The organism is Brevibacillus fortis (assembly GCF_003013395.1).
Taxonomy (GTDB): domain Bacteria; phylum Bacillota; class Bacilli; order Brevibacillales; family Brevibacillaceae; genus Brevibacillus; species Brevibacillus fortis.
The window spans coordinates 473653-494470 of record NZ_PXZM01000003.1; the positions used below are offsets into that span (position 1 = coordinate 473653).

The following is a 20818-nucleotide window of genomic DNA, read 5'->3' on the forward strand; positions in this document are numbered from 1 at the left end:
CGTGGAGCATGATCTCATTACTGAGCGATGGGTACCAAAACAACTTTCCCTGCAACGAGGCCTGATTCTGTATGAAGTCCATTATATTTTGCGATTCGTCCTACGTTTGAATTGTTTCCATAGTACTTTCGTGACAGCATAAACAACGTTTCGCCCTTCTTCACCACATGTTTTACGACCTTCGATTTTGCTGTAGGAGGTGTTGAAGCTTGTTTTCCCGGTGTAGCTGCCTTGCTAGTAGTACTCGCGATCTGGTTTGCCTTGTTTACAGGTGTCCCAGTCGAAGTCTGGGGTGGAGCTGGGCTCACAGCAGGTGTCTGTACGCTTGTGGTCGCCTTCACTGAATGCTCAATTGGTTTTAATTCGGTCGTTTTCGCTTTGGTAGGTGGGTTGGTTACACTTGCATTGGGATCAGGCGTAGAAGGAAGAACTACGGATACAGGCTCCTTTTCGCCTGTCTTGTTTCCTTGCGAAGTGGTACTCGGCTTGTTAACCTCTTCCACTTTAACACTACCAGAAGCTACGGACTCATGTGGGGCATTGGCTCTGTACAACTCAAGACCAATCAACCCGAAAAAAACAAATCCAAACAAGACCAATCCCGGTTGAATCCACTTTTTAAACGAGAACGACGCTTTTGGGCGAGTATGACGGGAGCGTCGGGGTGGTAATGGATTATGCTCGAGATTCACTCTTCCTCCCCCTTTTTCTTGATCGTATTTTGTAAATAAAAAGCTAACATGACGTCAATTAGGATATGAGCCACAATCGAAGGCCAAAGGGACTGATAGTAGGAAAACAACAGTCCCAAGATCCAGCTTGTACCAAATACACTTATAATCATGAGCGGTTTTTTCAAGTACCGTACGTGAATCAGCGTAAAAATAAGACTGCTCCAAAAATTCCCGGTAAGCGATTGAATAACTCCACGGAATAGCCATTCCTCTCCCACCCCTACTACCATACAGACGAGAATTGTGGTGGATGGTAACATGGTCCCAAAAACTTTTTCATTGATACTGCCATCATCTTGCCATCGCTTGGGCAAGTAATGATCCATCGCAATACTCGCGGTGATAATGCCTGCGGCTACAGACATGGCCCACAGCACGGCATTCCAACCTGGCAATGTAAACAAGGAAAGGGTAGCATCCCAGCCCAGTACCAATAAGCTACCGGCAGCAGCCACTCCCATCACGATTCCTTGTGTCAACCATAGATTCAGCCGAAGAGTGGCTTCATCCACCTCTAGCCGATCTTCCCTCACTCGATGTTTCTCTCCTTTATTTGTTCGGCAAAAGAGTGTGTAACGCCTGCCGCAAATTCCATCTGATTTGTTCATTCTTTGCGATTGCATTGTCATTCGTTTTGAAGTAGGCATCCTTCGTTAGACCGCATTTCTTACAGCAGTACAGATCAAATTGATGATCGTTTTCTTTGAAATACGTATTGATGCTCGCACGCAAGCAGTTTTCTCCTCGTACGTAAGATACCATTTCTGCCAGTTTTCTTTGTTTAAAGCTTTTTCTTTTTTCCGTTTCCTGCCAAATGATTTGAGCCTTCGGATACGATTCTCCCGCAGCGGCAACTTCGTATGAGGCCAGCACCCTTTCCGCATAAAAAGCAAGAAGTGCGCTCATTTCTTCTGATATATCTGCCATCGCTAATGCCTCGTTCGTCAAGGGTACTCCGGAATTGCACAACTGGTCGTATTTCTGAACTTGCGCTTGTGTCGGGTACTCCTTCTCCAGCATGTGCTGATGAATCTGCAGATCGTCCCACGAAAATAAAAGCAGCGCATACCCTGGCTTGCCGTCACGACCGATCCGCCCTATTTCTTGTGCGTATGCCTCCAGACTGGCTGGCATCTGATAATGGATGACGTAGCGAATATCTGACTTATCGATTCCCATACCAAATGCATTGGTTGCAATAATAACATCCAGTTCTCCCGCGAGAAATTGGGATTGGATCAGCATTCTCTCCATGCTGTTCATGCCGCCGTGGTAACCGTGAACGCGTTTTTTCCCGTCTAGTTGATAAGAGGCTGCCAACACATCTACAGCTTGTCTCGTGCTACAGTAAACGATCCCAGGGCCCTGCAAACGATCTATCTGATCAAATACATAAGAACGCCTGTCACTTTCCTCCGTAACTTCAACCAGATCATAGGCGATATTTGCCCGATTAAGGGACTGCAACACGACATCTTCCTTTTCAATGGAAAACAAGCTGCAAATTTCCTCACGAACAGTCGCTGTCGCAGTTGCCGTCACAGCCAGAACAGGCGGTGCTCCCAACTGTTTCACGACTTCCGGCAATCGCAAGTAATCTGTACGAAAGTCATGTCCCCATTGCGAGATGCAATGCGCTTCATCAATAGCGATTAGAGACACTCTCGCCCGCTTTAACACCTGCTGAACATAGGGCTGTTGAAGTTTTTCCGGAGAAACATACAACAGCTTGTACGCTCCTTCCGCGAGCCCTTTTAAGATTTCGCGGGACTCTGTCGGATCCTGCATGCTGTTCAAATAGGTAGCCGGAATTTTTTTTCGCGCTCGAAGCTGCTGCACCTGATCGACCATCAAGGAGATTAGTGGGGAAACCACGACGGTCAGACCCGGCAAAAGCAATGCTGGCAGCTGATACGTCACTGATTTCCCGCCACCTGTTGCTAATAACCCGAGAACACTTCGTCCACGCAATAGACGCTCAATTATGGACTCCTGACCGGGGCGAAATGAGTCGTATCCGAAATGCAGCATTAATCTGTCGGACATTAGCTGATTATTCATTTTGCCCTCCTTGTCGCGCGTGCCAGTGCCAATCGGATTTGCAAATACGTAACTGTCTCTTCCAATTGATCCTTGATGAGCCGGAGTCTGCTTGTATCGAGGCGCTCACTTGTTTCCACGATCTCTTTTGCCAACTCATTCGGCAAATACGTCGTCATGTCCCATTCCGAACAGCGCAGGGCAATTTCTACCAAATGATCTTCTATCGTACTTTCTTTCATTTGTCGTTTCTTCGCTATTTCTTTTTTACCACAGCCAGTCTGAAGAATGGCGTATGTTCTTGCAGCACTTTCGGTTAGACGTGGATCTAGCTTGTGCGTTTCTGTAACTAGTTTTGATAAAAGAGGAAAAAGATTGCTCTTCGCAAGCAGCGTCTGTATCGAAGCGCCAAGCCCGTATCGAAATTGCAGCGTGAGATAGCCACGACTCGTTTGGCGAATGTCTGCTACTTGCCCCATGGTCTTGCCCACTTGCCCTGCTCCTGACAGCTGACAAAACAAAAGCTCCTGTACACCTTCATCCAAGGGCTCCCACAGTCGATATAGCTCGTCAGACAATTGCTGTTTCCACGCATTTCGCATGGCCGCATCAGCCAATTGGTTTTTTACCCAACGCTGTGCTGTCTTATCCGAAACGACCGGTATGAAGCCGAGATCACCATGATGCATTTGCGAGATCGTCTGCACCATAAGATGAAGCCTGCTCCAAAATGGTTCGATTCGCTCCGCCAAATCGGACTGTGTAAAAGGTGCGAACCACACATCAAATCGATATTTTTGGTACGTATGTTTGGCATGCTGCAATCCTGTATCAGAAAAGGTAAATGTCGGCTTCGAGTTCGTTCCAACTGCATCAACAGGTAAAATCCAGCCTGCCTGAAATAAAGTTGAAACTATTTTCTCCCAATCCTCTCTTGGAAAACGAGAAAACATCCGATAATACGGATAAAGGGTATACAAATGCACATCTTGCAGTGTCTGATTGGCTTTTCTGCCACGCAGTATGTAGTAGGCTGATTGCAGCGTTCGTTCATTGGCCAGAGGTAACATGGCATTCAAGGCGACCGCACATAAAAGGTCCTGCTCCTCTGCCGCACTGTTCCGACTGTTCATTGGTACTCCTTACATCATTCTATATTTTGCAAAGCTTAAAGTAAGCGAAGTAAACTGCATCATTGGATTTGGAGGATGGTATGACAAAACGATTGAAAAAAACTGAATTTATGATGGCGTACATGATCATCATAACACTTGCATGCACAGTTGGTGGATTTTTTTTCGGGGCCCATTATATGAAGACACAATTGGAGTCGGAACAAGCCGCCGTACTCGAAGCTGAGAAAAAGGAAGCTGAAAAAGAAAAGCTGCTACGTGAGCAAAAGCTGTACAATGAACAGGACTTTATTCGATTTTACTATGCCGTTTATGCACCGTTGCTTGATCTGAAGCAAGCGCATTTTAATACGATGGATAAATGGAATCAAATGAATGAAAGTGAACGGAAGGATGGCTTGAAGCAGCTCAGCAATTTAGCTGACCAGACAAGGAAAGAGCTGGAGAAAAACGTTCCATTGCCGACATCCCCCATGTTAAGACAAGCTCACGCCACTTTTACGAACAGTGTACGGGCGTATTTGGATAGTATGGAGCAGATTCGTTCCGATCAAAATAATGCTACGCCTGCTTCTATCGGAGCGAATCTGACGCTTTTCGAAAATAACTGGCTAACGGCACAGGAAATGGTGTATCACTCCATTGCTTCTTGGGAATCGGCTTATGTGGTGAAGCAACCCATGCCAAAGCAAATCCCTGGAACCGTTAACACCGCGCAGTGGAAGCAGTATCCGTTTCATTACCGCACCTATCTCGCAGCTGTTGCTATGTCCGCAAGCAACCAATGGAGCAGCTATAATCCTGAGGACCTGACTGCAAGACTTGATTTGCTCATCGCCTCTAATGAAGTTCAAGCACTGGGTATCAAGGATTTAGCCGCTGCCGTGAAGGTATTAAACGCAACAGATGCAGTATCTGCGGGAGATTTTAAACGCTTAAATACACAGCTCTACTCCGTGCTGAAGGCGCCTGAAATCCCTCTTTATAAGTAGTCGTACATTTTTAGACTGATTCAATCTTGAAATCTTGTCACCAAGAGCATACAATGGTCTATGATAGTGGACGTACCACTTCGGTATGGGAGGTGAAACCACGATGACTACATGGGTAGATAAAGATACTTGTATTGCTTGCGGTGCTTGTGGCGCCACGGCTCCTGACGTCTTTGATTATGACGATGAGGGCCTTGCGTTCAACAAGTTGGATGACAATGCTAACAGCGTTGAAATCCCGGATATCCTGCATGACGATGTTCGTGATGCTGCTGAAGGATGCCCGACCGACTCTATTAAAGTGGAATAGTATTCCATCTACTAATGGAAGAAGAAACCTCTTACGTACTTCGGTATGTAAGAGGTTTTTTATTATGCCCTCCCCTCCTCCCCTGAACGAATGATCAACAACTTCCCGTTCCTTCTTTTGTGATTTTTCGGTAAGATAAAAGCAACAGCAAAAACCGAACATTAAAATGTGTTTTTCCCATTTTTTGTGAGGTTAATATCTTAATGTTCGTGTTTTGGTCATTTTCATGGACTTTCAACCATCCAATTAACTATTATTCACGAACGATAACCGACATAAAATTATTAATGTTCATTTTTTCTTGTTTTTCTTCTTGACGGTGTCATTTTGACGTGATATCGTAAGTACAAATCTTACGAAACACCTTATAAAACAACAGCGACGACGAAGAAACGCTGTGAATGAGAAATCCCCAGAGAGCCGATGGTTGCTGCGAATCGGCGGTTTCTCCCACGGTTAAGCACTTCTGAGCTGCTGCGTTGAAAAGTGGATTCACTATCCCAGTAGACGCAAACGGTAGATCCGTTATCTCTTTAAGGTCATGTACCTACCAAGGCTCTTTTTTGAGAAAAAAAGAGCGAATGAGGGTGGCACCGCGAAGCAAAGCCTCTCGTCCCTCACTGTTCTGTAATAGGAGCAGTGTGAGAACGGGAGGTTTTTTTGATATGCACATAAATAGGAGGAGAGAAACCATGTTTGCAGACAAAATGATTTTGAGAATCCCTGGTCCTACCCCCATTCCAGCACGTGTCCAATCGGCGATGAACCAACCGATGATTGGACACCGCAGCGGCAAATTTTCCGCTCTTTTCGCCCGTACTGCTGAAAGACTGAAGCCTTACTTTGGCACTAAGCAGGACGTATACATCTTGGCAGGTAGCGGAACGAGCGCGCTGGAGATGGGCGTCGTAAACACGCTCCAACCAGGCGATGAAGCTGCCATTCTCGTCAGCGGTGCATTCGGTGAGCGCTTTGCAAAAATATGCGAGCGTTACGGTGTAATCGCCCATCGGTTGGAAGTGCCTTGGGGCGAAGCCATAACGCCAGAGCTAGTTGAAGCATTCCTGCAAAAAAAGCCGCAAGTAAAAGCCGTTTTCGCCACCTACTGTGAAACATCCACTGGCGTAGAAAATCCGATTGCTGACTTGGCGAAAGCAATCCGCACTCATTCAGACGCCCTCTTCATTGTGGATGCGGTAAGCAACCTCGGCGCGGTTCCATGTGAAATGGACGCTTGGGGTGTCGATATCGTGGTAACTGGCTCGCAAAAAGCTTTCATGCTGCCAACAGGTCTTGCCTTCCTCGCTGCAAGTGAACGCGCATGGCAAGTGATTGAGCAAAACAAATCGCTCGCCTTCTATTTGGACCTGAAAGCATACCGCAAGAGCTTAGCTGAACAAACAACACCGTATACGCCTGCTGTATCCCTCATTTTCGGTCTCGCCGAGGTATTGGATATGTTGGAGGAAGAAGGCTTGCCAGCTATCGTGAAGCGTCATGAGCTGATGAGAGACATGACTCGCGCAGCGATGAAAGCACTAAACATAAAACTGATGGCGGAAGATAAGTACGCATCGACGACAGTTACATCTTGCGACCCTGCTGGTGTCTTTCATGCAGAAGCTCTCCGCAAAATGTTAACTCAGCAATTCAACATCACGATTGCTGGCGGTCAGCAGCACTTGAAAGGCAAGATCTTCCGCATCGGGCATATGGGCTATTGTGAGCCACTGGATGTCCTGCAAGTCATTTCTGCCATCGAAATGTCGCTTCACCAAATCGGTGCCCCAGTAGAGTTGGGTGCTGGTGTAAAAGCTGCTCAGGAGGTGCTCATTGCACATGTATAAAGTACTCATTACTGACCCACTTAGCGAATTTGGAATTCAACAACTCTTGGACGCTTCTGATGTTGAGGTAGTTCGTCAAACAAACCTCTCCCCTGCCGAACTGATCGCTGTGATTGGCGACTATGATGCACTACTCGTGCGCAGCCAAACCCAAGTGACAGCAGAAGTGCTCGCTGCCGGCAAAAAGCTGAAGGCAGTTGGTCGCGCCGGTGTTGGGGTCGATAACATTGATATCAACGCTGCAACCCAAGCAGGTATTCCAGTCATTAACGCTCCAGACGGCAACACCATCTCTACTGCAGAGCATTCGTTTGCGATGTTGATGGCTGTCGCTCGTAACATCCCTCAAGCTCACAAGAAGCTGGTAGACGGTACATGGGATCGCAAAAGCTTCCAAGGGGTTGAATTAAACAACAAAGTATTGGGAGTCATCGGTATGGGCCGTATCGGTTCCGAGGTTGCGAAGCGCGCGAAAGCATTTGGCATGACCGTCATGGGCTTCGATCCTTTCATGACTGAGGAACGTGCACTAAAGATGGGAGTATCCAACGCAACTGTGGATGAAATTTGCCGCAAAGCAGATTTTATTACCGTCCATACTCCGCTGACAAAGGAAACCCGCCATATTATCAGCTCGCGTGAATTCGCGAAAATGAAAGATGGCGTTCGTTTGATCAACTGCGCTCGCGGGGGAATCATTGACGAGAAGGCTCTCTACGAGGCGATTACCGCTGGAAAAGTCGCGGGGGCAGCTCTGGACGTTTACGAAGAAGAACCACCTGTAGACAACCCTCTCGTCGGTCTGCCACAAGTGGTAACGACTCCACATCTAGGAGCATCGACGATTGAAGCGCAAGAAAACGTGGCTGTAGACGTATCAGAAGAAATCCTGAAGGTTCTGCGTGACGAGCCATTCAAAAACGCCGTGAATTTGCCTTCGATCCCTGCACACGTGATGGAAAAAGTTCAGCCGTACTTTACGCTGGGTGAAAAGCTTGGACATTTCCTTGCCCAAGTGACAGTAGGTTCCATTTCGGAGATTTCGATTAAATATAGCGGTGAGCTGACGGATGTAGACACGTCCCCATTGACTCGCACAGTCCTCAAAGGCGTGCTGTCCTTCCGCTTGGGTGAGGAAGTCAACTATGTGAACGCCCCAATTTTGGCAAAAGTACGTGACATCACCGTAACTGAGCAAAAGGCAGCGCAAAACAAAGGCTTTACGAACTTATTGACCGTTAGCTTAAAAACGACGCAAGAGACACGTACTGTGGCTGGAACGCGACTCAATGGTTACGGTGCGCGTATTGTAAAAATTGACGACTTTGCGATTGACGTAGCACCTGAGGGCTACCTCCTCTACATTCACCATAATGACCGTCCTGGTGTAATCGGACGTGTTGGCTCGATCTTGGGTGAAAACAGTGTAAACATCGCAACGATGCAGGTAGGACGCCGTGATATGGGTGGAGACGCGATTATGATGCTCTCTGTCGACAAACCATTGACCCCAGAGCTGCTCGATACGATGGGCGAGCTGGCCGAAGTGAAAAGCGTTACACAAATCGAGCTGTAGCCTCTCCTTTCCAAACAAGAATAGACCTGGCCATATGCCGGGTCTTTTTCTTTACCCTTATTTTGGTTAGAGCTATAATGGGACAAGATAATTCTACACACCTAGGAAGGAGCTTCTTATGACGAACCAGGCATTATTCGCTATTGGTATCTTTTTAGTTACCTATGCATTTATTATTAGCGAAAAATTACATCGAACCATCGTCGCTATGTCCGGCGGAATTCTTATGGTCTTGTTCGGGATCGTTACACAGGAACAAGCGATTCACCACATCGACTTTAACACGCTCGGTCTACTCATTGGGATGATGATTTTGGTTGCCATTACGGCGCAGACCGGTGTATTCAAGTATGTAGCCATCCGTGCGGCAAAGGTCGCAAAGGGTAAACCGATTCGCATCCTCGTCTATCTGAGCTTGATCACGGCCGTTGCTTCCGCCTTTTTGGACAATGTTACCACTGTACTTCTCATCGTACCTGTGACGTTTAGCATCGCTCGCCAGCTCGAGCTGAATCCGATTCCTTTTTTAATCAGCGAAATTATCTCTTCCAATGCCGGAGGAACAGCTACGTTGATCGGTGACCCACCGAATATCATGATTGGTAGTTCTGTACCCGAGCTTGATTTTATGAAGTTTCTCGTGAATCTGAGCCCAATTATCATCGTGATTATGGCTGTAACCGTTGTTTGCTTGGTCTTGATTTACCGAAAGCAGTTAACAACGTCACCTGAGTTGAGTGCAAAAATCATGCAGCTAAATGAGCGCGATGAAATTACCGATAGCCGTTTATTGAAAAAGTCTTTGTCGGTGATGGGGTTAACCATTATTGGATTCATGCTCCATGGGGCCCTTCATTTGGAATCGGCAACCATCGCTTTAACTGGAGCTTTTCTATTGCTCCTCCTTACTGGAGAGCATTATTTAGAAGACGCGATCAGCAAAGTGGAATGGAATACGATTTTCTTCTTCATTGGCCTGTTTGTTCTCGTCTCTGGTTTAGTTGAGACAGGCGTGATCAAAAAGCTCGCAAGTGAAGCGATAAATCTGACAGGTGGAGATTCACTGAAGACCTCTCTGTTGATCCTCTGGTTGAGCGCGATCGCCTCTGCCTTTGTTGACAACATCCCGTTCGTTGCCACCATGATTCCGATGATCAAGGAAATGGGCGCTCTTGGGATCACCAATTTGGAGCCGCTTTGGTGGAGCCTTGCACTTGGGGCGTGTTTAGGAGGGAACGGTACCCTGATTGGGGCTAGTGCCAACGTGATTGTTGCTGGCTTGGCTTCAAAGGAAGGATATCATATCGGCTTTTTCAGCTTTATGAAGGTCGCCTTCCCGTTGATGATCCTCTCTATCATGATTGCTCATGTCTACGTTTACCTTCGTTATTTTATTTGGTGAGGAGGAATACTTTTGTTCCATTACACCTATGATGAAAAGGAAATCGAGATCAAGGAAATTGTTTCTGAGCAGGGCGCTACTTTCGAAATCATCGTCAAAACCGAATCGATGCGAGAGCGCTTGAAAGAGGTTCGCCGTTATTTTGAAGGGAACAAAGACTATACGGATGTCATGTTTTTTTCTCGTGAAGACGGTTCTTTCGAGGTAATCGTGAGGACTAACATGATTGAATCTTTTCTGATTCATACCTTTCGTTTCAAATGCTTGCAATCGATTTGTTGGGATTAAAAAAACTCCGCCGTTTCTAATACGGCGGAGTTTCTTTGTTTACAGAATGGAAAGGATATCGCGAACATCATCCAGAATAAAATCTGCTTTTTCCTCTTCAAACTTGCTGCGTGCGTCTTGACCAGACAGCCCAGTCAATGTCGCTGCGAACTTGCAACCGATCGAGCGAGCCGCGAGAAAATCTGCGAGCGAATCTCCGACAATCAGCACTTCTTCTCCATTTTCGATTGGCAATGAAAAATGGACAGCATCGCTAATCGGTGCATCGAGTCCGAGCAGCCCTTTCACATAGGAATAAGGATGTGGCTTGGACATTGGCGCAAAGCTAGGAAATGCTTCTTCCGCATCGAGTACGTGAGAGGCAGTTACGACGCGGTTTGGATCGAACCATTCCAGTATGTTCATCTCACTGAGGGGAACATGTGTCTCGATGGTAGGACGTCCTGTTCCAATACCCAGAATATATCCTTTTTCTTTTAACGTGCGGAACAACTCGACCATTTCTGCCGGCGGTACAATTGGAATCTCGTCTGACAAGAAGCCCTTCTTGCCTGGCTGCATGGTTTCTCGTCCAATCGATGCCGCCACGCGCTCATCACCGAGATACCACTCTTGAAATGTCTTTTGAATCAACTGCCATAGATCACTATTGCGAGAGAACATTTCTGTTGAAACACCGCAACGCTCTTTTGCAATCTGATTCAGGTAGAGCAGCATTTCTGCTTTTTGTGCGGAACCTTTAGCAAAATCAGCAGTGAACGCCGCGTAGTCTACTTGGAAATCAGGAGCATAAGTAGCAGCCCACTCTTTCACTTTTGCCAGTTGCGGTCGATCAATTTGTTCGTTGAGAAGACTAGTTGCTTCTGGAACTTGCGTTTTAACCGCTTCAATCAAACGAATCAACTGATAGGAAAACGCGAGGAAAACCATGTCCCAGTTTGAGTTGATTCCACGTGACTTGATAAAATTCAGCACTTCATCATGAGCGAAAACTTGCTCGCGCACTCGTCTGATTTGCGCTTCTTCTGGAGCAGGTGTGAATTCCTCGCCTGCAAGGCCTACATATTGCGGGCTGTACAAAAATTCCCACACTGTTAATGCAGAAGCATCAAAGTAACGCTCTTCACTCAACATAACCCCGTCAACATCAAATAAGATCGTTTTGATCATTTCTCTCTACACTCCTATTTGTTTTTATGCAGCATCAAGGCGATCGTAAATGTCGTTCCCTCACCCAGCTTACTTTGTACACTGATGGTGCCACCATGTGCCTCGACAAGGTTTTTCGCAATGGCTAGTCCAAGACCAGTTCCGCCTAGTCGACCACGTGTGCGAGCTTTGTCAGCTTTGTAGAATCGCTCAAAAACAAACGGCAAATCTTCTTGCGGGATGCCACTGCCCGTATCGCTTATTTCAACCAGCAACGTTTTATCCCCGCGCGCCCGAATAGTGACGCTTCCCCCACTTGGGGTATGCCGCAGCGCATTATCGATCAAGTTCGTTAGCACTTGCTCCATCCGATCTGGATCAATGAGCACATGCGTGTGCGTCGTCGATATTTCAAGGAAGAGATGAATTTCGCGTTCCCTCGCCAAATTGGTGAATTTGCGTTGAATGCGCTCCAAATAAGGACGCAACTCCAACGTCTCCTGGAACAATTCAACATGTCCCGCTTCCATCCGCGCCAAACTGAGCAATTCATTCACCAGCTTGGTCATACGCGCTGACTCGTCATAGATGATCTGCGCCAATTCTTTATGCTCTTCCGGTGTAGCCACGATATCATCCACAATCGCTTCACTATATCCTTGTAGCATGGATAGAGGTGTTCGCAGCTCATGGGATACGTTTGCCACAAAATCATTCCGCATCTTATCCAGCTTGCGCTCCTGCGTGATGTCCCGAAGAACTGCGACAGCGCCACGGATTTGATCGCGATCATTCAAAGGTGCCATGACAACGGACCATATCCGCCCCTGAACAGGGACATTCTCTGTCACTTCCTGTCCGGTTTGCAATACCTGCTGATAGAACGAGAACAACGGCACAGGCTCCTCTGAATGCTCGAAATTCCAATCGCGTAAGAATCGTTCTGCTGGAGGATTCGTTACGGCCAGCTTACCGCTCGCATCTATCATCACAACACCATCTACCATGCTTCTAAGGACACTCGCCAGCTGCTCCTTCTCTTTGGACAGTGCATCGACTAACTGATTGAGCTTGCTTGCCATCGTGTTAAAAGAAGCAGCCAGCTCACCTGTCTCGTCTTGGGTCTTGATCGGGATTTCAGCATGAAAGTCCCCTTCCGCAATACGATGCGCCGTTTCTTTCATCTGACGTAATGGAATCGTAATACGCGATGAGAGGAAAAAGGCGAATACAGTGGTAGAGACGAATCCGATAACGCCAACCACAAAGATTAAAAATCTGACTTCACTAACCGTATCATCAAAATCTTCAATCGCCTGATACATGACCACTGCGCCCGTTTTCCCTGCTGCCAATTCTAAAGGCACAGCGACCGCAAGCAATTCATGCTTGTTGTTCGTGTGATCAGCGGAATTCTTCACATCAATATAAATCGTTTTGGTGGCAGGATGCTTGCCTGCCAGCGCATCAGGTAAACGCAACGCTGGATTTTGGAGCAATTGCTCTACTGGAATACGAGGGAGACCAGCTCCCTCGCTCATACCGACTTGGTTGCCTTTTTCATCTAGAATGACCATTCCCGTATGATGGACCAAGCCAAACCTGGAAGCCATCTCCATCGCTGCTGTCATATCCGGACTCTGCGCTAAACCGATTGCGATGCCATCTGCCAGATCGTGCAAATTCTTGGACTGCCGATTGCTATAAAAGCTATCAAAGGATTGAACGAGCAACAAACTGAATATCGTCAAGACGAGAGCAAATAAGGCAATAATGGTCATCCATAGCTTTCCGACTACACTGCGAAAAATAACGTCCACTTTACTTAGGCACCTCTAGCTTGTATCCGACACCCCATACCGTGGCGATCATATTGGCAGCTTGCGGAGAAACACGGTTCAATTTTTCGCGGAGACGCTTGATATGCGTGTCCACCGTGCGCAAATCGCCAAAGAACTCGTAGTGCCACACATCTTTTAACAGCTCTTCACGCGTAAACACTTTATCTGGCGACAATGCCAGATAGTGCAACAGCTCATACTCTTTCGGAGTCAGACTCACTTCTTGGCCACTTGCGATGACTTTGTGTGCATCGTGGTCAATGGTCAGTTCCGGGAAAACGAGAACAGAATGACTGTTGAATGTCTCTGTCTTCAAATATGCTGTCGCGGAAGAGCGACGAAGAATCGCTTTTACCCGGTACATGACCTCACGCGGGCTGAACGGTTTCACCACATAATCGTCCACCCCTGCCTCAAACCCGTGAACGCGGTTCGTTTCTTCTCCTTTTGCCGTCAGCATAATAATAGGGGTTGCCTTGAATTCACGAACACGCTGGCATACCTCGATCCCGTCCATTCCTGGCAGCATCAAGTCGAGCAAAATGATGTCATAGTCACTTCCCACTGCCATTTCGACTGCTTGCTCTCCATTATCTGCTTCATCAATCAAGAAGTTTTCTCTTTCCAAGTACATTTTCAGAAGTCTGCGAATGCGTTCTTCATCATCCACTACGAGAATACGTGCCATTTTTTCCATCTGGAACACCTCTTGCTCTCATAATATCGTAAAACTGTAAGAAGATAGTCCAAAAAGCTGGTGGTAAAACCAGCTTTTCGTAGAAATTTTACACCCCAGCGTAGGAGTGCAAACCAGCAATGACCAAGTTGACCACGACTAGTGTAATCAAAATAATGACGAACCCGATGACAGACATCCAGGCTGACTTTGCACCGATCCATCCTCTGGATAGACGCAAGTGCAAGTAGGCACTGTAGAAGAGCCAGACAATTAACGCCCATACTTCTTTCGGGTCCCAGCCCCAGAATCGTCCCCACGCCTCTTCTGCCCAAATCATCGCAAAGATAAGAGCTCCGAGTGTAAACACAGGATATCCGATACTGATCGCTCGATAGCTGATCTCATCCAGAAGCTCAGGATCTACGCTCTCAACGGAAGGCTTGATTGCAGCCCCTAATCGTTTTCGGAAAATCAAGCGCAATCCGCCGTACAGAATCACACCTGTAAGAACTGACCACAGCATCGTGTTCAATTTACGTGCGGCGTCTTTTCCTTCCATCCAGGTAGGTGCCGTAAAGAGTGGAGACATCGGCCCTTCCTTCATTATCGTTGAATCAGCAGGTGAAACAATTGCTGGCAGGATGTACTCCACTTTCGGTTTTACCATTTGTCCTGCTGCATTCATTTCTTCTTTTCTCATCTCAAATACTGTCTTCTGATCCATACGAGCAAAAGTAGAATCCATCAAAATGAATCCAACGAGCATCAGGACCACAGCGAGCACGATCTCCAGCCATTTCGTACTTTTCGTTGAGATATGCTGCGGAACAGTACGGATCAAATACATCAGACCCGCTGCAAAACCAACTGCCAAAATCCCTTCACCCAGTGCAGCGGTAGTCACGTGAATATGCAGCCAATAGCTCTGCAAAGACGGAATCAATGGGGTGATTTCTTTCGGGAACACGTACGAATACGCGAGCATGATAACCCCAAGCGGCAGGACAAACGCCCCAATCGAGGTCAGCTTGTAGATCCGGTAAATAATCAAATAGGCCAAGATAATACAGTAATCCAAGAATGCCATAAACTCAAACATATTGCTCGTCGGGCTGTGACCGCCGGCAATCCAGCGGGCAACTACGTACCCTGTTTGCGCCACAAAACCGATAACAGCTAACCAATAAGCAATCCGTCCATAGCGCTCTTCGTGTTGCTTGGGATCACGCCCTGCCCAGTTTTTCCCCGTAACGGCTACCGCGAATACGATAGACGAGATGACGTAGAGCAGAAACGCGATATCCAATAACCAGTCACTCAGTTGAATGAGCTGCACGTTGTTAGTACCCCCTTTGGAGCTTTAGGCCTTGGCCTTCGTTTTATCTTCTATCGTGACAGGGAGCTCGGCTTGTTTAACCATCCCGTCTACTTCCCTGCGAAGACCGAACCAGTTTTTATTCGTATGAGCTGCTACCAAGATATTTCCCTCTTGTGTTTGTACCCAAACCCGACGATGTTGCCAGAACATACCGATTGCAACGCCCGCAAGGAAGATAAACGAACCGAAATAAATCAGCGGCAGTGCCTTGTCCACCCGTATATTCAGTCCTGCAATATCGACTAAATCAGGCATTTTGATGTCGAGTCCGTAACGCGGATCATTTTTCTGTGTAAGAATGGTTCCTTCTAGATAAACCACTTTTTCGTTATACGCGCCGTTCTCTCCAATGACCTCCAAGGCCACCATCGGATTTTTAGGCAAATTGGTTTTCGTTGCCGGCTTCCCGTCTTTTCCCATAATAAAATCGGGGAAGTAGTCCAAAATCCTTACCGTGAACCCATTCGCGATAGTTTGCTCGGGCTGTGGATTGTACAGGTCAATTTTGATCAGACCGATCTCTTTTTTATTGTTTTTCAAATCGACCAGTGTAAAATTAAGCGCTCCAAGCTGCATCTCTTGCACGCCGCTCTGGTAAATGTAGAGGCTGTCCTGCTCCATCGGATGATTCACGACGATCGGCCCCTTCTGCACTTCTACCAAATCCGGTTTTTTCCCTGGAACGTCAGCGCTTTTATTTTCATACAAAATGGCCTCTGTCTGGTAGCTCTTCACGATGGCTCCGCCCTTAAGCTCCAGTTGTTCCGGCATTTCTTCTTCCGACCAATACTCTGTCGTGTAGTTCTCGTTCTTTATGTAGTACGGGGTATTTGGAATCGCCATTGTTTGTCCCTCACGCACCCAGACGTACTCGTCCAAGTAAAAGCCAGGCAGGCTTCGCATCAAGGTACCGACCAAAAACAATATCAGTCCGATGTGATTAATGTAAGGACCCCAACGGCTAAAACGACCTTTTTCAGCCATGATCGCTCGTTCCGTGCGGAAAATGCGGTATCCTTTTTGCTTCAATGCCAAAGCGGAGGCGTCCAGTATCGCTTCCTGATTGGCTTCTGGAGCAAGCTCCCCTTCTGCAAACAGCTTTTGCCCTTTCAAAAAGGACTTGTGCTGGTTCAATCTTGGCTTCTTTAACGCTTTATACAGCGGCACTACGCGGTCCAGACTACAGATAACCAAAGAAGTACCGAGCATGACCAGGAGGGTCACAAACCACCATGAGGAGTACATATTGTGAAAGCCTAGTCCGTAGAAAATCGTTCCCAGTGTTCCATATGATTCCGTATAGAAACGGGCAACGTCTGCTTCAGTCGGAACGGGGACCGGTATGTACATTTGCTGCGGAAAGATGGTTCCGACTGCGGACGCCACCAAAATGACAATAATGATACCGATTGCAATTTTGACCGAAGAAAAAAAGTTCCAGACTCGATCGATTACCTTCGTCTTATTCGTTTGTGAACGTCTTGCCATTCCTTCATAACGCATGTCAGGAAACGATGTCTGCTCGTGGACTTCCACATTCAAAGGCTTCCCGCAAGTCTCACAGAGCAGCGTCCCAACCGGGTTGGTATGACCGCATTCGCATTTTCGCTGATCCATCATTGCTCCTCACTTACGGCAAGATTTTTGTAATTTTCGACTCAATCATCGCTTCATCTAACTGGCCGATAAAAATGTCCTGCACTTCTCCATCTGGGTCGATGAAAAAGGTTGTCGGAATTGGACCGATTCGATACAGCTTTGTAATTTCCGATTGGCGATCGAGCAAAATAGGGAAGTCAATCCCGAACTGCTTCACGAATGGTTCTACGGCAACTGGCGATTCACCGATATTGACACCGACTACAACCAATCCCTTGTCTTTGAACTTCGTATATTGCTCTTGCAGTGCCGGCATTTCTTCTTTACAGGGTTCACACCACGTGCCCCAGAAATTGAGGATAACGCCCTTGCCTTTCAAGCCTTCCAGAGTCACCTCTGGTCCATTCAGTTGCTCCAAGCTGAAATTCGGAGCATCGCTTCCTACTTTCACAGCACCGGGGTCCTTCACAAAGCTGGAATAGAGTGCAAAGACCAGCGCTACAAGCAAAACACCCAATACCGCGATCCTGACATATGTACGATTGCTTTTGTTCATGACGCCTACTCCCATCTACTGCTAATAAATTGCATCGTTTTCCCATTCTATTATAGCGTTCCTAGTTTTTCCGACAGCGCACAACTTATGAACAGATTTTGAACGAATCAATGTTTCGAGCGCGGACTGCGTTGCTTTTGAACCAATCCCCTCTTCAAGCTCTCTACTTCCTCATGAGTAAGCCTGCGAAATTCGCCCGGCTTTAGCCCATCTAAAGTGAGAAACCCTAGACGGATTCGCTCCAATGTCAAAACCGGATGGCCAATCGCCTCACACATTCTGCGCACTTGGCGGTTTCGTCCCTCATGTATCGTCAGTTCTACCAATGCTCTCTGGCTGCTAGACTCTGACGTCAACAATCTGGACTGACCGGGAGAAGTCATGCCGTCTTCCAAACGAATGCCGGTTGCTAGCTTGCGTACTTTTTCCTGACTGGGGATTCCCTTTACCCATGCCCGATACACTTTATCGATTTCATAGCTTGGGTGTGCCAGCCTGTTGGCAAGCTCTCCGTCGTTCGTCAAGAGCAGCAAGCCGGAAGTATCATAATCCAAGCGACCGACTGGATATACCCGTTCTTTTATTCCCTTCAACAGATCGATCACTACTCGTCTGCCGCGCGGGTCTGTGACGCTCGTAATGACACCAGTCGGCTTGTACAGCAGTAGATACACATGCTGCTCCAGCTTAACCTGCTGTCCATTCACCACAATTTTGTCGTTGAGCGGATCGACTTTTATTCCCTGCTCTCGTACGACTTGGCCATTTACCTGCACCTTGCCCTGCGCAATCAATTCTTCACAATGGCGACGAGAGGCGACTCCAGCATGCGCTAATACTTTTTGTAAACGTTCCATCGTTGGTTCACCTCTACAACATCATACCCATTCTTACTAGTGTGGACAAGAAAAAGGGAAAAACTTCCCCATATCCATGAGGAAGTTTTATCAGCCTACACTATTTGGACTTCTTTACGCGAAAATATAGGAGACAATGAGCAGTGAGAATATGACGCCAGCCAGATCCGACCACAAGCCTACCTTTAACGCATAGGCAGAATTCCGAATGCCAACTGCACCAAAATAAACGGTTAGGACATACAGGGTCGTATCTGTGCTCCCTTGCATGGTAGCTGCCAATCTGCCCAAAAAAGAATCGGGACCGTACTGCGCGATCAGATCTGTTGCAATCGCAAGTGAGCCTGTTCCTGTCAACGGACGAAGCAACGCCAACGGAACCAGTTCTTCTGGAAAATGCAGCAGGTCAAGAAGCGGTTTGAGTGCGCGAAGTAATAGATCCAATGCTCCTGACTCCCGAAACATACTCACTGCGACCATCATGGCAATCAGGTGCGGGAGTATCCGAATCGTAGTGGTTAAGCCGCCTTTTGCTCCATCTACAAACGTCTCGTAGACGGGGACTTGTTTCCGCCACCCATACAACAAGACAAAGGCAATCGTAACGGGAATGGCCCAAAGAGAGAGCAGGGATACCCATTGGTACATAAGGACTCCCCCTATCTGTGTCTTCGTATATGCCGATAACGATACATGCGATCAATCAACAGGGCGACAATCGTGGCAGCAAAGGAAGATAACAGCGTAGTACCTACGATTTCTACGGGATTTACGGAGCCATACTGCATGCGGATCGCGATCATCGTCGTAGGAATAATCGTGATGCTCGCTGTATTGATCGCCAGCAGCGTACACATGGCAGCCGAAGCATTTTGCTTGTCTGGATTCAGCTTTTGGAGTTCTTCCATGGCTTTTAGCCCCATTGGCGTTGCTGCATTACCGAGTCCGAGCAGGTTTGCGCTCATATTCGAGAGGATATATCCCATAGCAGGGTGCCCTTTTGGTACATCGGGAAAAAGGACTTGGATGATCGGTGACAATACCCGCGCCAATAGTTCAAGGAGTCCTGACTTTTCTGCAATCCGCATCATTCCCATCCAAAAGGCGAGAACGCTGAGTAGTCCGAGACTAACGGTTACTCCTGTCTTGGCTCCCTCAAACGCTGCTGCATTGATCGCTTCCATCCGTCCCGTCATGGCCGCAACGACAATGCTAATGACAATGAGCCCGAGCCAGATGACATTAAGCACTCCACAGCCCCCCTGACACGATGCCCCAAAACTGCTGCCACATCGAGTGTGAAGCTTGCGGAACGGCTAAAGTCGGCGTATCCACACTAACTAGCAACGGAACCTGCCCAATCATCTTTTCTTTTAAATAGAGTTGAAGAAACCCTGCCAGTTGACCGTTCATCTTCGGTGTTACCGTTGATTCTCCCATAACGACACGCTTGTGAATCCCCTCTGCCTCTGCCGTTTGCAGTGGATACTGAAAAGCGTTTGTTGTGACGAGATGAGTTCCTGCTTCAAGTGTGACTGGCGTGTCAGGCTTTACCTCCTGCCCCTTTTTGACCAGCTCTTTAAGCGGATAATTCGCAAAGCCCCAATCCATCAGCTTGGAGGAGTCGTTCCAGTCATCAGAAGCATTCAGGGTAATCGTCGCCAGCTGCCTCCCATCCCGTGTGGCAGAAGAAGCCAGACAGCGCTTCGCGAGTTTGGTGTATCCCGTTTTTACGCCATCAGCACCGTTGTATAGGTGTAGCATCTTGTTTTTGTTGAGTAGACGCCGGTCCCACTGTTCACCTTCCCAAGAAATATCCTTGACTTTCGTTGAGACGATTTGACGAAATACCGGATTATGTAAGGCGTAAGCGGACAGCTTTGCCATATCTTCTGGCGTGGAGTAATGCTGGTTACTGTCATCTAAACCGTGCGGATTGGTGAAATTGGTATGCTCCATTCCAATCATTGCAGCCTTTTCATTCATCAAGTAAGTGAATCCAGGCACTGATCCTCCGATATGCGTCGCGATGGTTACTGCTGCGTCATTGCCAGACCGCAGCATCAAACCGTACAGCAGTTCTTCAAGCGTGAGCTTCTCTCCATTTTTCAAGTAGATCGATGAACCTTCTACGCCTACTGCTTGTTGTGGTACCGTTACCTGTGCATCCAATTTGCCCATCTCAATCGCTACGATTGCTGTCATCGTTTTGGTCAGGCTCGCAATCCTCATTTTTTTCGTACCGTTTTTGGAGTAAAGAATCCGCCCACTCTCAACATCGATTAGCGCCGCTCCTTCGGCTGATATGCCAGGTGGAGCGGCAGCAGCTTTTACCACCGCTGCCGGCGTAAGTGCCATCTGTATAAAAAGAAAAACGACGAGTACGCCGGACAGATATTTTCGTATGTTCATAAACGTCCTCCCCATTTGAAAACTT

At 47.4% G+C, this 20818-nt stretch carries 20 protein-coding genes and 1 other annotated feature; of the genes, 6 read left to right on the forward strand and 14 right to left on the reverse strand.

Features of this window, described 5'->3' with window-relative positions:
- Positions 1 to 17: 17 nt before the first annotated feature.
- From C7R93_RS03900 to C7R93_RS03915, 4 genes are read right to left on the reverse strand one after another with little or no spacing between them, the layout of a single operon-like run.
- Positions 18 to 692 (reverse strand): LysM peptidoglycan-binding domain-containing protein, encoded by a 675-nt coding sequence (locus C7R93_RS03900; protein WP_106837558.1) that lies wholly within the window; start codon positions 690 to 692, stop codon positions 18 to 20.
- Positions 689 to 1267 (reverse strand): CPBP family intramembrane glutamic endopeptidase, encoded by a 579-nt coding sequence (locus C7R93_RS03905; RefSeq protein ID WP_106837559.1) that lies wholly within the window; start codon positions 1265 to 1267, stop codon positions 689 to 691. The genes C7R93_RS03900 and C7R93_RS03905 overlap by 4 nt, the downstream gene beginning before the upstream one ends.
- A 16-nt stretch (positions 1268 to 1283) precedes the next feature.
- The gene (locus C7R93_RS03910; RefSeq protein WP_106837560.1) at positions 1284 to 2795 is read right to left on the reverse strand and encodes a RecQ family ATP-dependent DNA helicase; all 1512 of its coding nucleotides are present in this window, start codon (positions 2793 to 2795) and stop codon (positions 1284 to 1286) included.
- Positions 2792 to 3907, reverse strand: coding sequence for a YpbB family protein (locus C7R93_RS03915; protein ID WP_106837561.1), 1116 nt, complete (start codon positions 3905 to 3907; stop codon positions 2792 to 2794). Before C7R93_RS03915 ends, C7R93_RS03910 begins: the two co-directional genes overlap by 4 nt.
- Positions 3908 to 3987: 80 nt before the next feature.
- On the opposite strand from C7R93_RS03915, the gene C7R93_RS03920 reads away from it, so the two are divergent.
- From C7R93_RS03920 to C7R93_RS03945, 6 genes are all read left to right on the forward strand, one after another.
- Positions 3988 to 4899 carry a hypothetical protein gene (locus tag C7R93_RS03920; protein WP_106837562.1) on the forward strand — a complete coding sequence of 304 codons (912 nt, stop codon included), beginning with the start codon at positions 3988 to 3990 and terminating at the stop codon, positions 4897 to 4899.
- Positions 4900 to 5002: 103 nt separating this feature from the next.
- The gene (locus tag C7R93_RS03925; protein WP_007724004.1) at positions 5003 to 5209 is read left to right on the forward strand and encodes a ferredoxin; all 207 of its coding nucleotides are present in this window, start codon (positions 5003 to 5005) and stop codon (positions 5207 to 5209) included.
- A 372-nt stretch (positions 5210 to 5581) separates the two neighbouring features.
- Positions 5582 to 5830: a binding site (T-box leader), on the forward strand.
- Between the two features lie 71 nt (positions 5831 to 5901).
- Entirely contained in the window at positions 5902 to 7056 is a 1155-nt protein-coding gene (locus tag C7R93_RS03930; protein WP_106837563.1) for a pyridoxal-phosphate-dependent aminotransferase family protein, read from the forward strand.
- Entirely contained in the window at positions 7049 to 8632 is a 1584-nt protein-coding gene (gene serA, locus C7R93_RS03935; protein WP_106837564.1) for a phosphoglycerate dehydrogenase, read from the forward strand. Before C7R93_RS03930 ends, serA begins: the two co-directional genes overlap by 8 nt.
- A 118-nt stretch (positions 8633 to 8750) precedes the next feature.
- Positions 8751 to 10034, forward strand: coding sequence for an ArsB/NhaD family transporter (locus C7R93_RS03940; protein WP_106837565.1), 1284 nt, complete (start codon positions 8751 to 8753; stop codon positions 10032 to 10034).
- A gap of 12 nt (positions 10035 to 10046) precedes the next feature.
- Positions 10047 to 10322 (forward strand): hypothetical protein, encoded by a 276-nt coding sequence (locus C7R93_RS03945; RefSeq protein ID WP_244191435.1) that lies wholly within the window; start codon positions 10047 to 10049, stop codon positions 10320 to 10322.
- Positions 10323 to 10361: 39 nt separating this feature from the next.
- Here the strand turns inward: C7R93_RS03945 and C7R93_RS03950 are convergent, their stop codons facing one another.
- The 10 genes from C7R93_RS03950 to C7R93_RS03995 all read right to left on the reverse strand — a co-directional run bounded on the left by C7R93_RS03950 (position 10362) and on the right by C7R93_RS03995 (position 20793).
- A complete protein-coding gene (locus tag C7R93_RS03950; protein WP_106837566.1) occupies positions 10362 to 11492 on the reverse strand; it encodes an HAD family hydrolase in 1131 nt (376 codons plus the stop codon).
- A 14-nt stretch (positions 11493 to 11506) separates the two neighbouring features.
- Positions 11507 to 13291 carry an ATP-binding protein gene (locus C7R93_RS03955; RefSeq protein ID WP_106837567.1) on the reverse strand — a complete coding sequence of 595 codons (1785 nt, stop codon included), beginning with the start codon at positions 13289 to 13291 and terminating at the stop codon, positions 11507 to 11509.
- Between the two features lies 1 nt (position 13292).
- A complete protein-coding gene (locus C7R93_RS03960; RefSeq protein WP_012686105.1) occupies positions 13293 to 14009 on the reverse strand; it encodes a response regulator transcription factor in 717 nt (238 codons plus the stop codon).
- Between the two features lie 88 nt (positions 14010 to 14097).
- Positions 14098 to 15327 carry a c-type cytochrome biogenesis protein CcsB gene (ccsB, locus tag C7R93_RS03965; protein WP_106837568.1) on the reverse strand — a complete coding sequence of 410 codons (1230 nt, stop codon included), beginning with the start codon at positions 15325 to 15327 and terminating at the stop codon, positions 14098 to 14100.
- A 24-nt stretch (positions 15328 to 15351) separates the two neighbouring features.
- Entirely contained in the window at positions 15352 to 16986 is a 1635-nt protein-coding gene (resB, locus tag C7R93_RS03970; RefSeq protein ID WP_106837569.1) for a cytochrome c biogenesis protein ResB, read from the reverse strand.
- A 13-nt stretch (positions 16987 to 16999) separates the two neighbouring features.
- A complete protein-coding gene (gene resA, locus C7R93_RS03975; protein ID WP_106837570.1) occupies positions 17000 to 17524 on the reverse strand; it encodes a thiol-disulfide oxidoreductase ResA in 525 nt (174 codons plus the stop codon).
- Between the two features lie 107 nt (positions 17525 to 17631).
- Positions 17632 to 18381, reverse strand: a complete 750-nt coding sequence (locus C7R93_RS03980; RefSeq protein ID WP_106837571.1) for a pseudouridine synthase — start codon at positions 18379 to 18381, stop codon at positions 17632 to 17634.
- Positions 18382 to 18495: 114 nt separating this feature from the next.
- A complete protein-coding gene (locus C7R93_RS03985) occupies positions 18496 to 19029 on the reverse strand; it encodes a spore maturation protein (protein ID WP_007724050.1) in 534 nt (177 codons plus the stop codon).
- An 11-nt stretch (positions 19030 to 19040) separates the two neighbouring features.
- Entirely contained in the window at positions 19041 to 19631 is a 591-nt protein-coding gene (locus C7R93_RS03990) for a nucleoside recognition domain-containing protein (protein ID WP_106652985.1), read from the reverse strand.
- Positions 19624 to 20793, reverse strand: coding sequence for a D-alanyl-D-alanine carboxypeptidase family protein (locus C7R93_RS03995; protein WP_106837572.1), 1170 nt, complete (start codon positions 20791 to 20793; stop codon positions 19624 to 19626). Before C7R93_RS03995 ends, C7R93_RS03990 begins: the two co-directional genes overlap by 8 nt.
- Positions 20794 to 20818 lie beyond the last annotated feature (25 nt).

Bases quoted from the DNA above. Each gene is read 5' to 3' on its own strand.
- C7R93_RS03910 (WP_106837560.1), bottom strand. From the start codon at position 2,795: ATGAATAATCAGCTAATGTCCGACAGATTAATGCTGCATTTCGGATAC.
- C7R93_RS03915 (WP_106837561.1), bottom strand. From the start codon at position 3,907: ATGAACAGTCGGAACAGTGCGGCAGAGGAGCAGGACCTTTTATGTGCG.
- C7R93_RS03920 (WP_106837562.1), top strand. From the start codon at position 3,988: ATGACAAAACGATTGAAAAAAACTGAATTTATGATGGCGTACATGATC.
- C7R93_RS03925 (WP_007724004.1), top strand. From the start codon at position 5,003: ATGACTACATGGGTAGATAAAGATACTTGTATTGCTTGCGGTGCTTGT.
- C7R93_RS03930 (WP_106837563.1), top strand. From the start codon at position 5,902: ATGTTTGCAGACAAAATGATTTTGAGAATCCCTGGTCCTACCCCCATT.
- serA (WP_106837564.1), top strand. From the start codon at position 7,049: ATGTATAAAGTACTCATTACTGACCCACTTAGCGAATTTGGAATTCAA.
- C7R93_RS03940 (WP_106837565.1), top strand. From the start codon at position 8,751: ATGACGAACCAGGCATTATTCGCTATTGGTATCTTTTTAGTTACCTAT.
- C7R93_RS03950 (WP_106837566.1), bottom strand. From the start codon at position 11,492: ATGATCAAAACGATCTTATTTGATGTTGACGGGGTTATGTTGAGTGAA.
- C7R93_RS03960 (WP_012686105.1), bottom strand. From the start codon at position 14,009: ATGGAAAAAATGGCACGTATTCTCGTAGTGGATGATGAAGAACGCATT.
- resB (WP_106837569.1), bottom strand. From the start codon at position 16,986: ATGGATCAGCGAAAATGCGAATGCGGTCATACCAACCCGGTTGGGACG.
- resA (WP_106837570.1), bottom strand. From the start codon at position 17,524: ATGAACAAAAGCAATCGTACATATGTCAGGATCGCGGTATTGGGTGTT.
- C7R93_RS03980 (WP_106837571.1), bottom strand. From the start codon at position 18,381: ATGGAACGTTTACAAAAAGTATTAGCGCATGCTGGAGTCGCCTCTCGT.
- C7R93_RS03985 (WP_007724050.1), bottom strand. From the start codon at position 19,029: ATGTACCAATGGGTATCCCTGCTCTCTCTTTGGGCCATTCCCGTTACG.
- C7R93_RS03995 (WP_106837572.1), bottom strand. From the start codon at position 20,793: ATGAACATACGAAAATATCTGTCCGGCGTACTCGTCGTTTTTCTTTTT.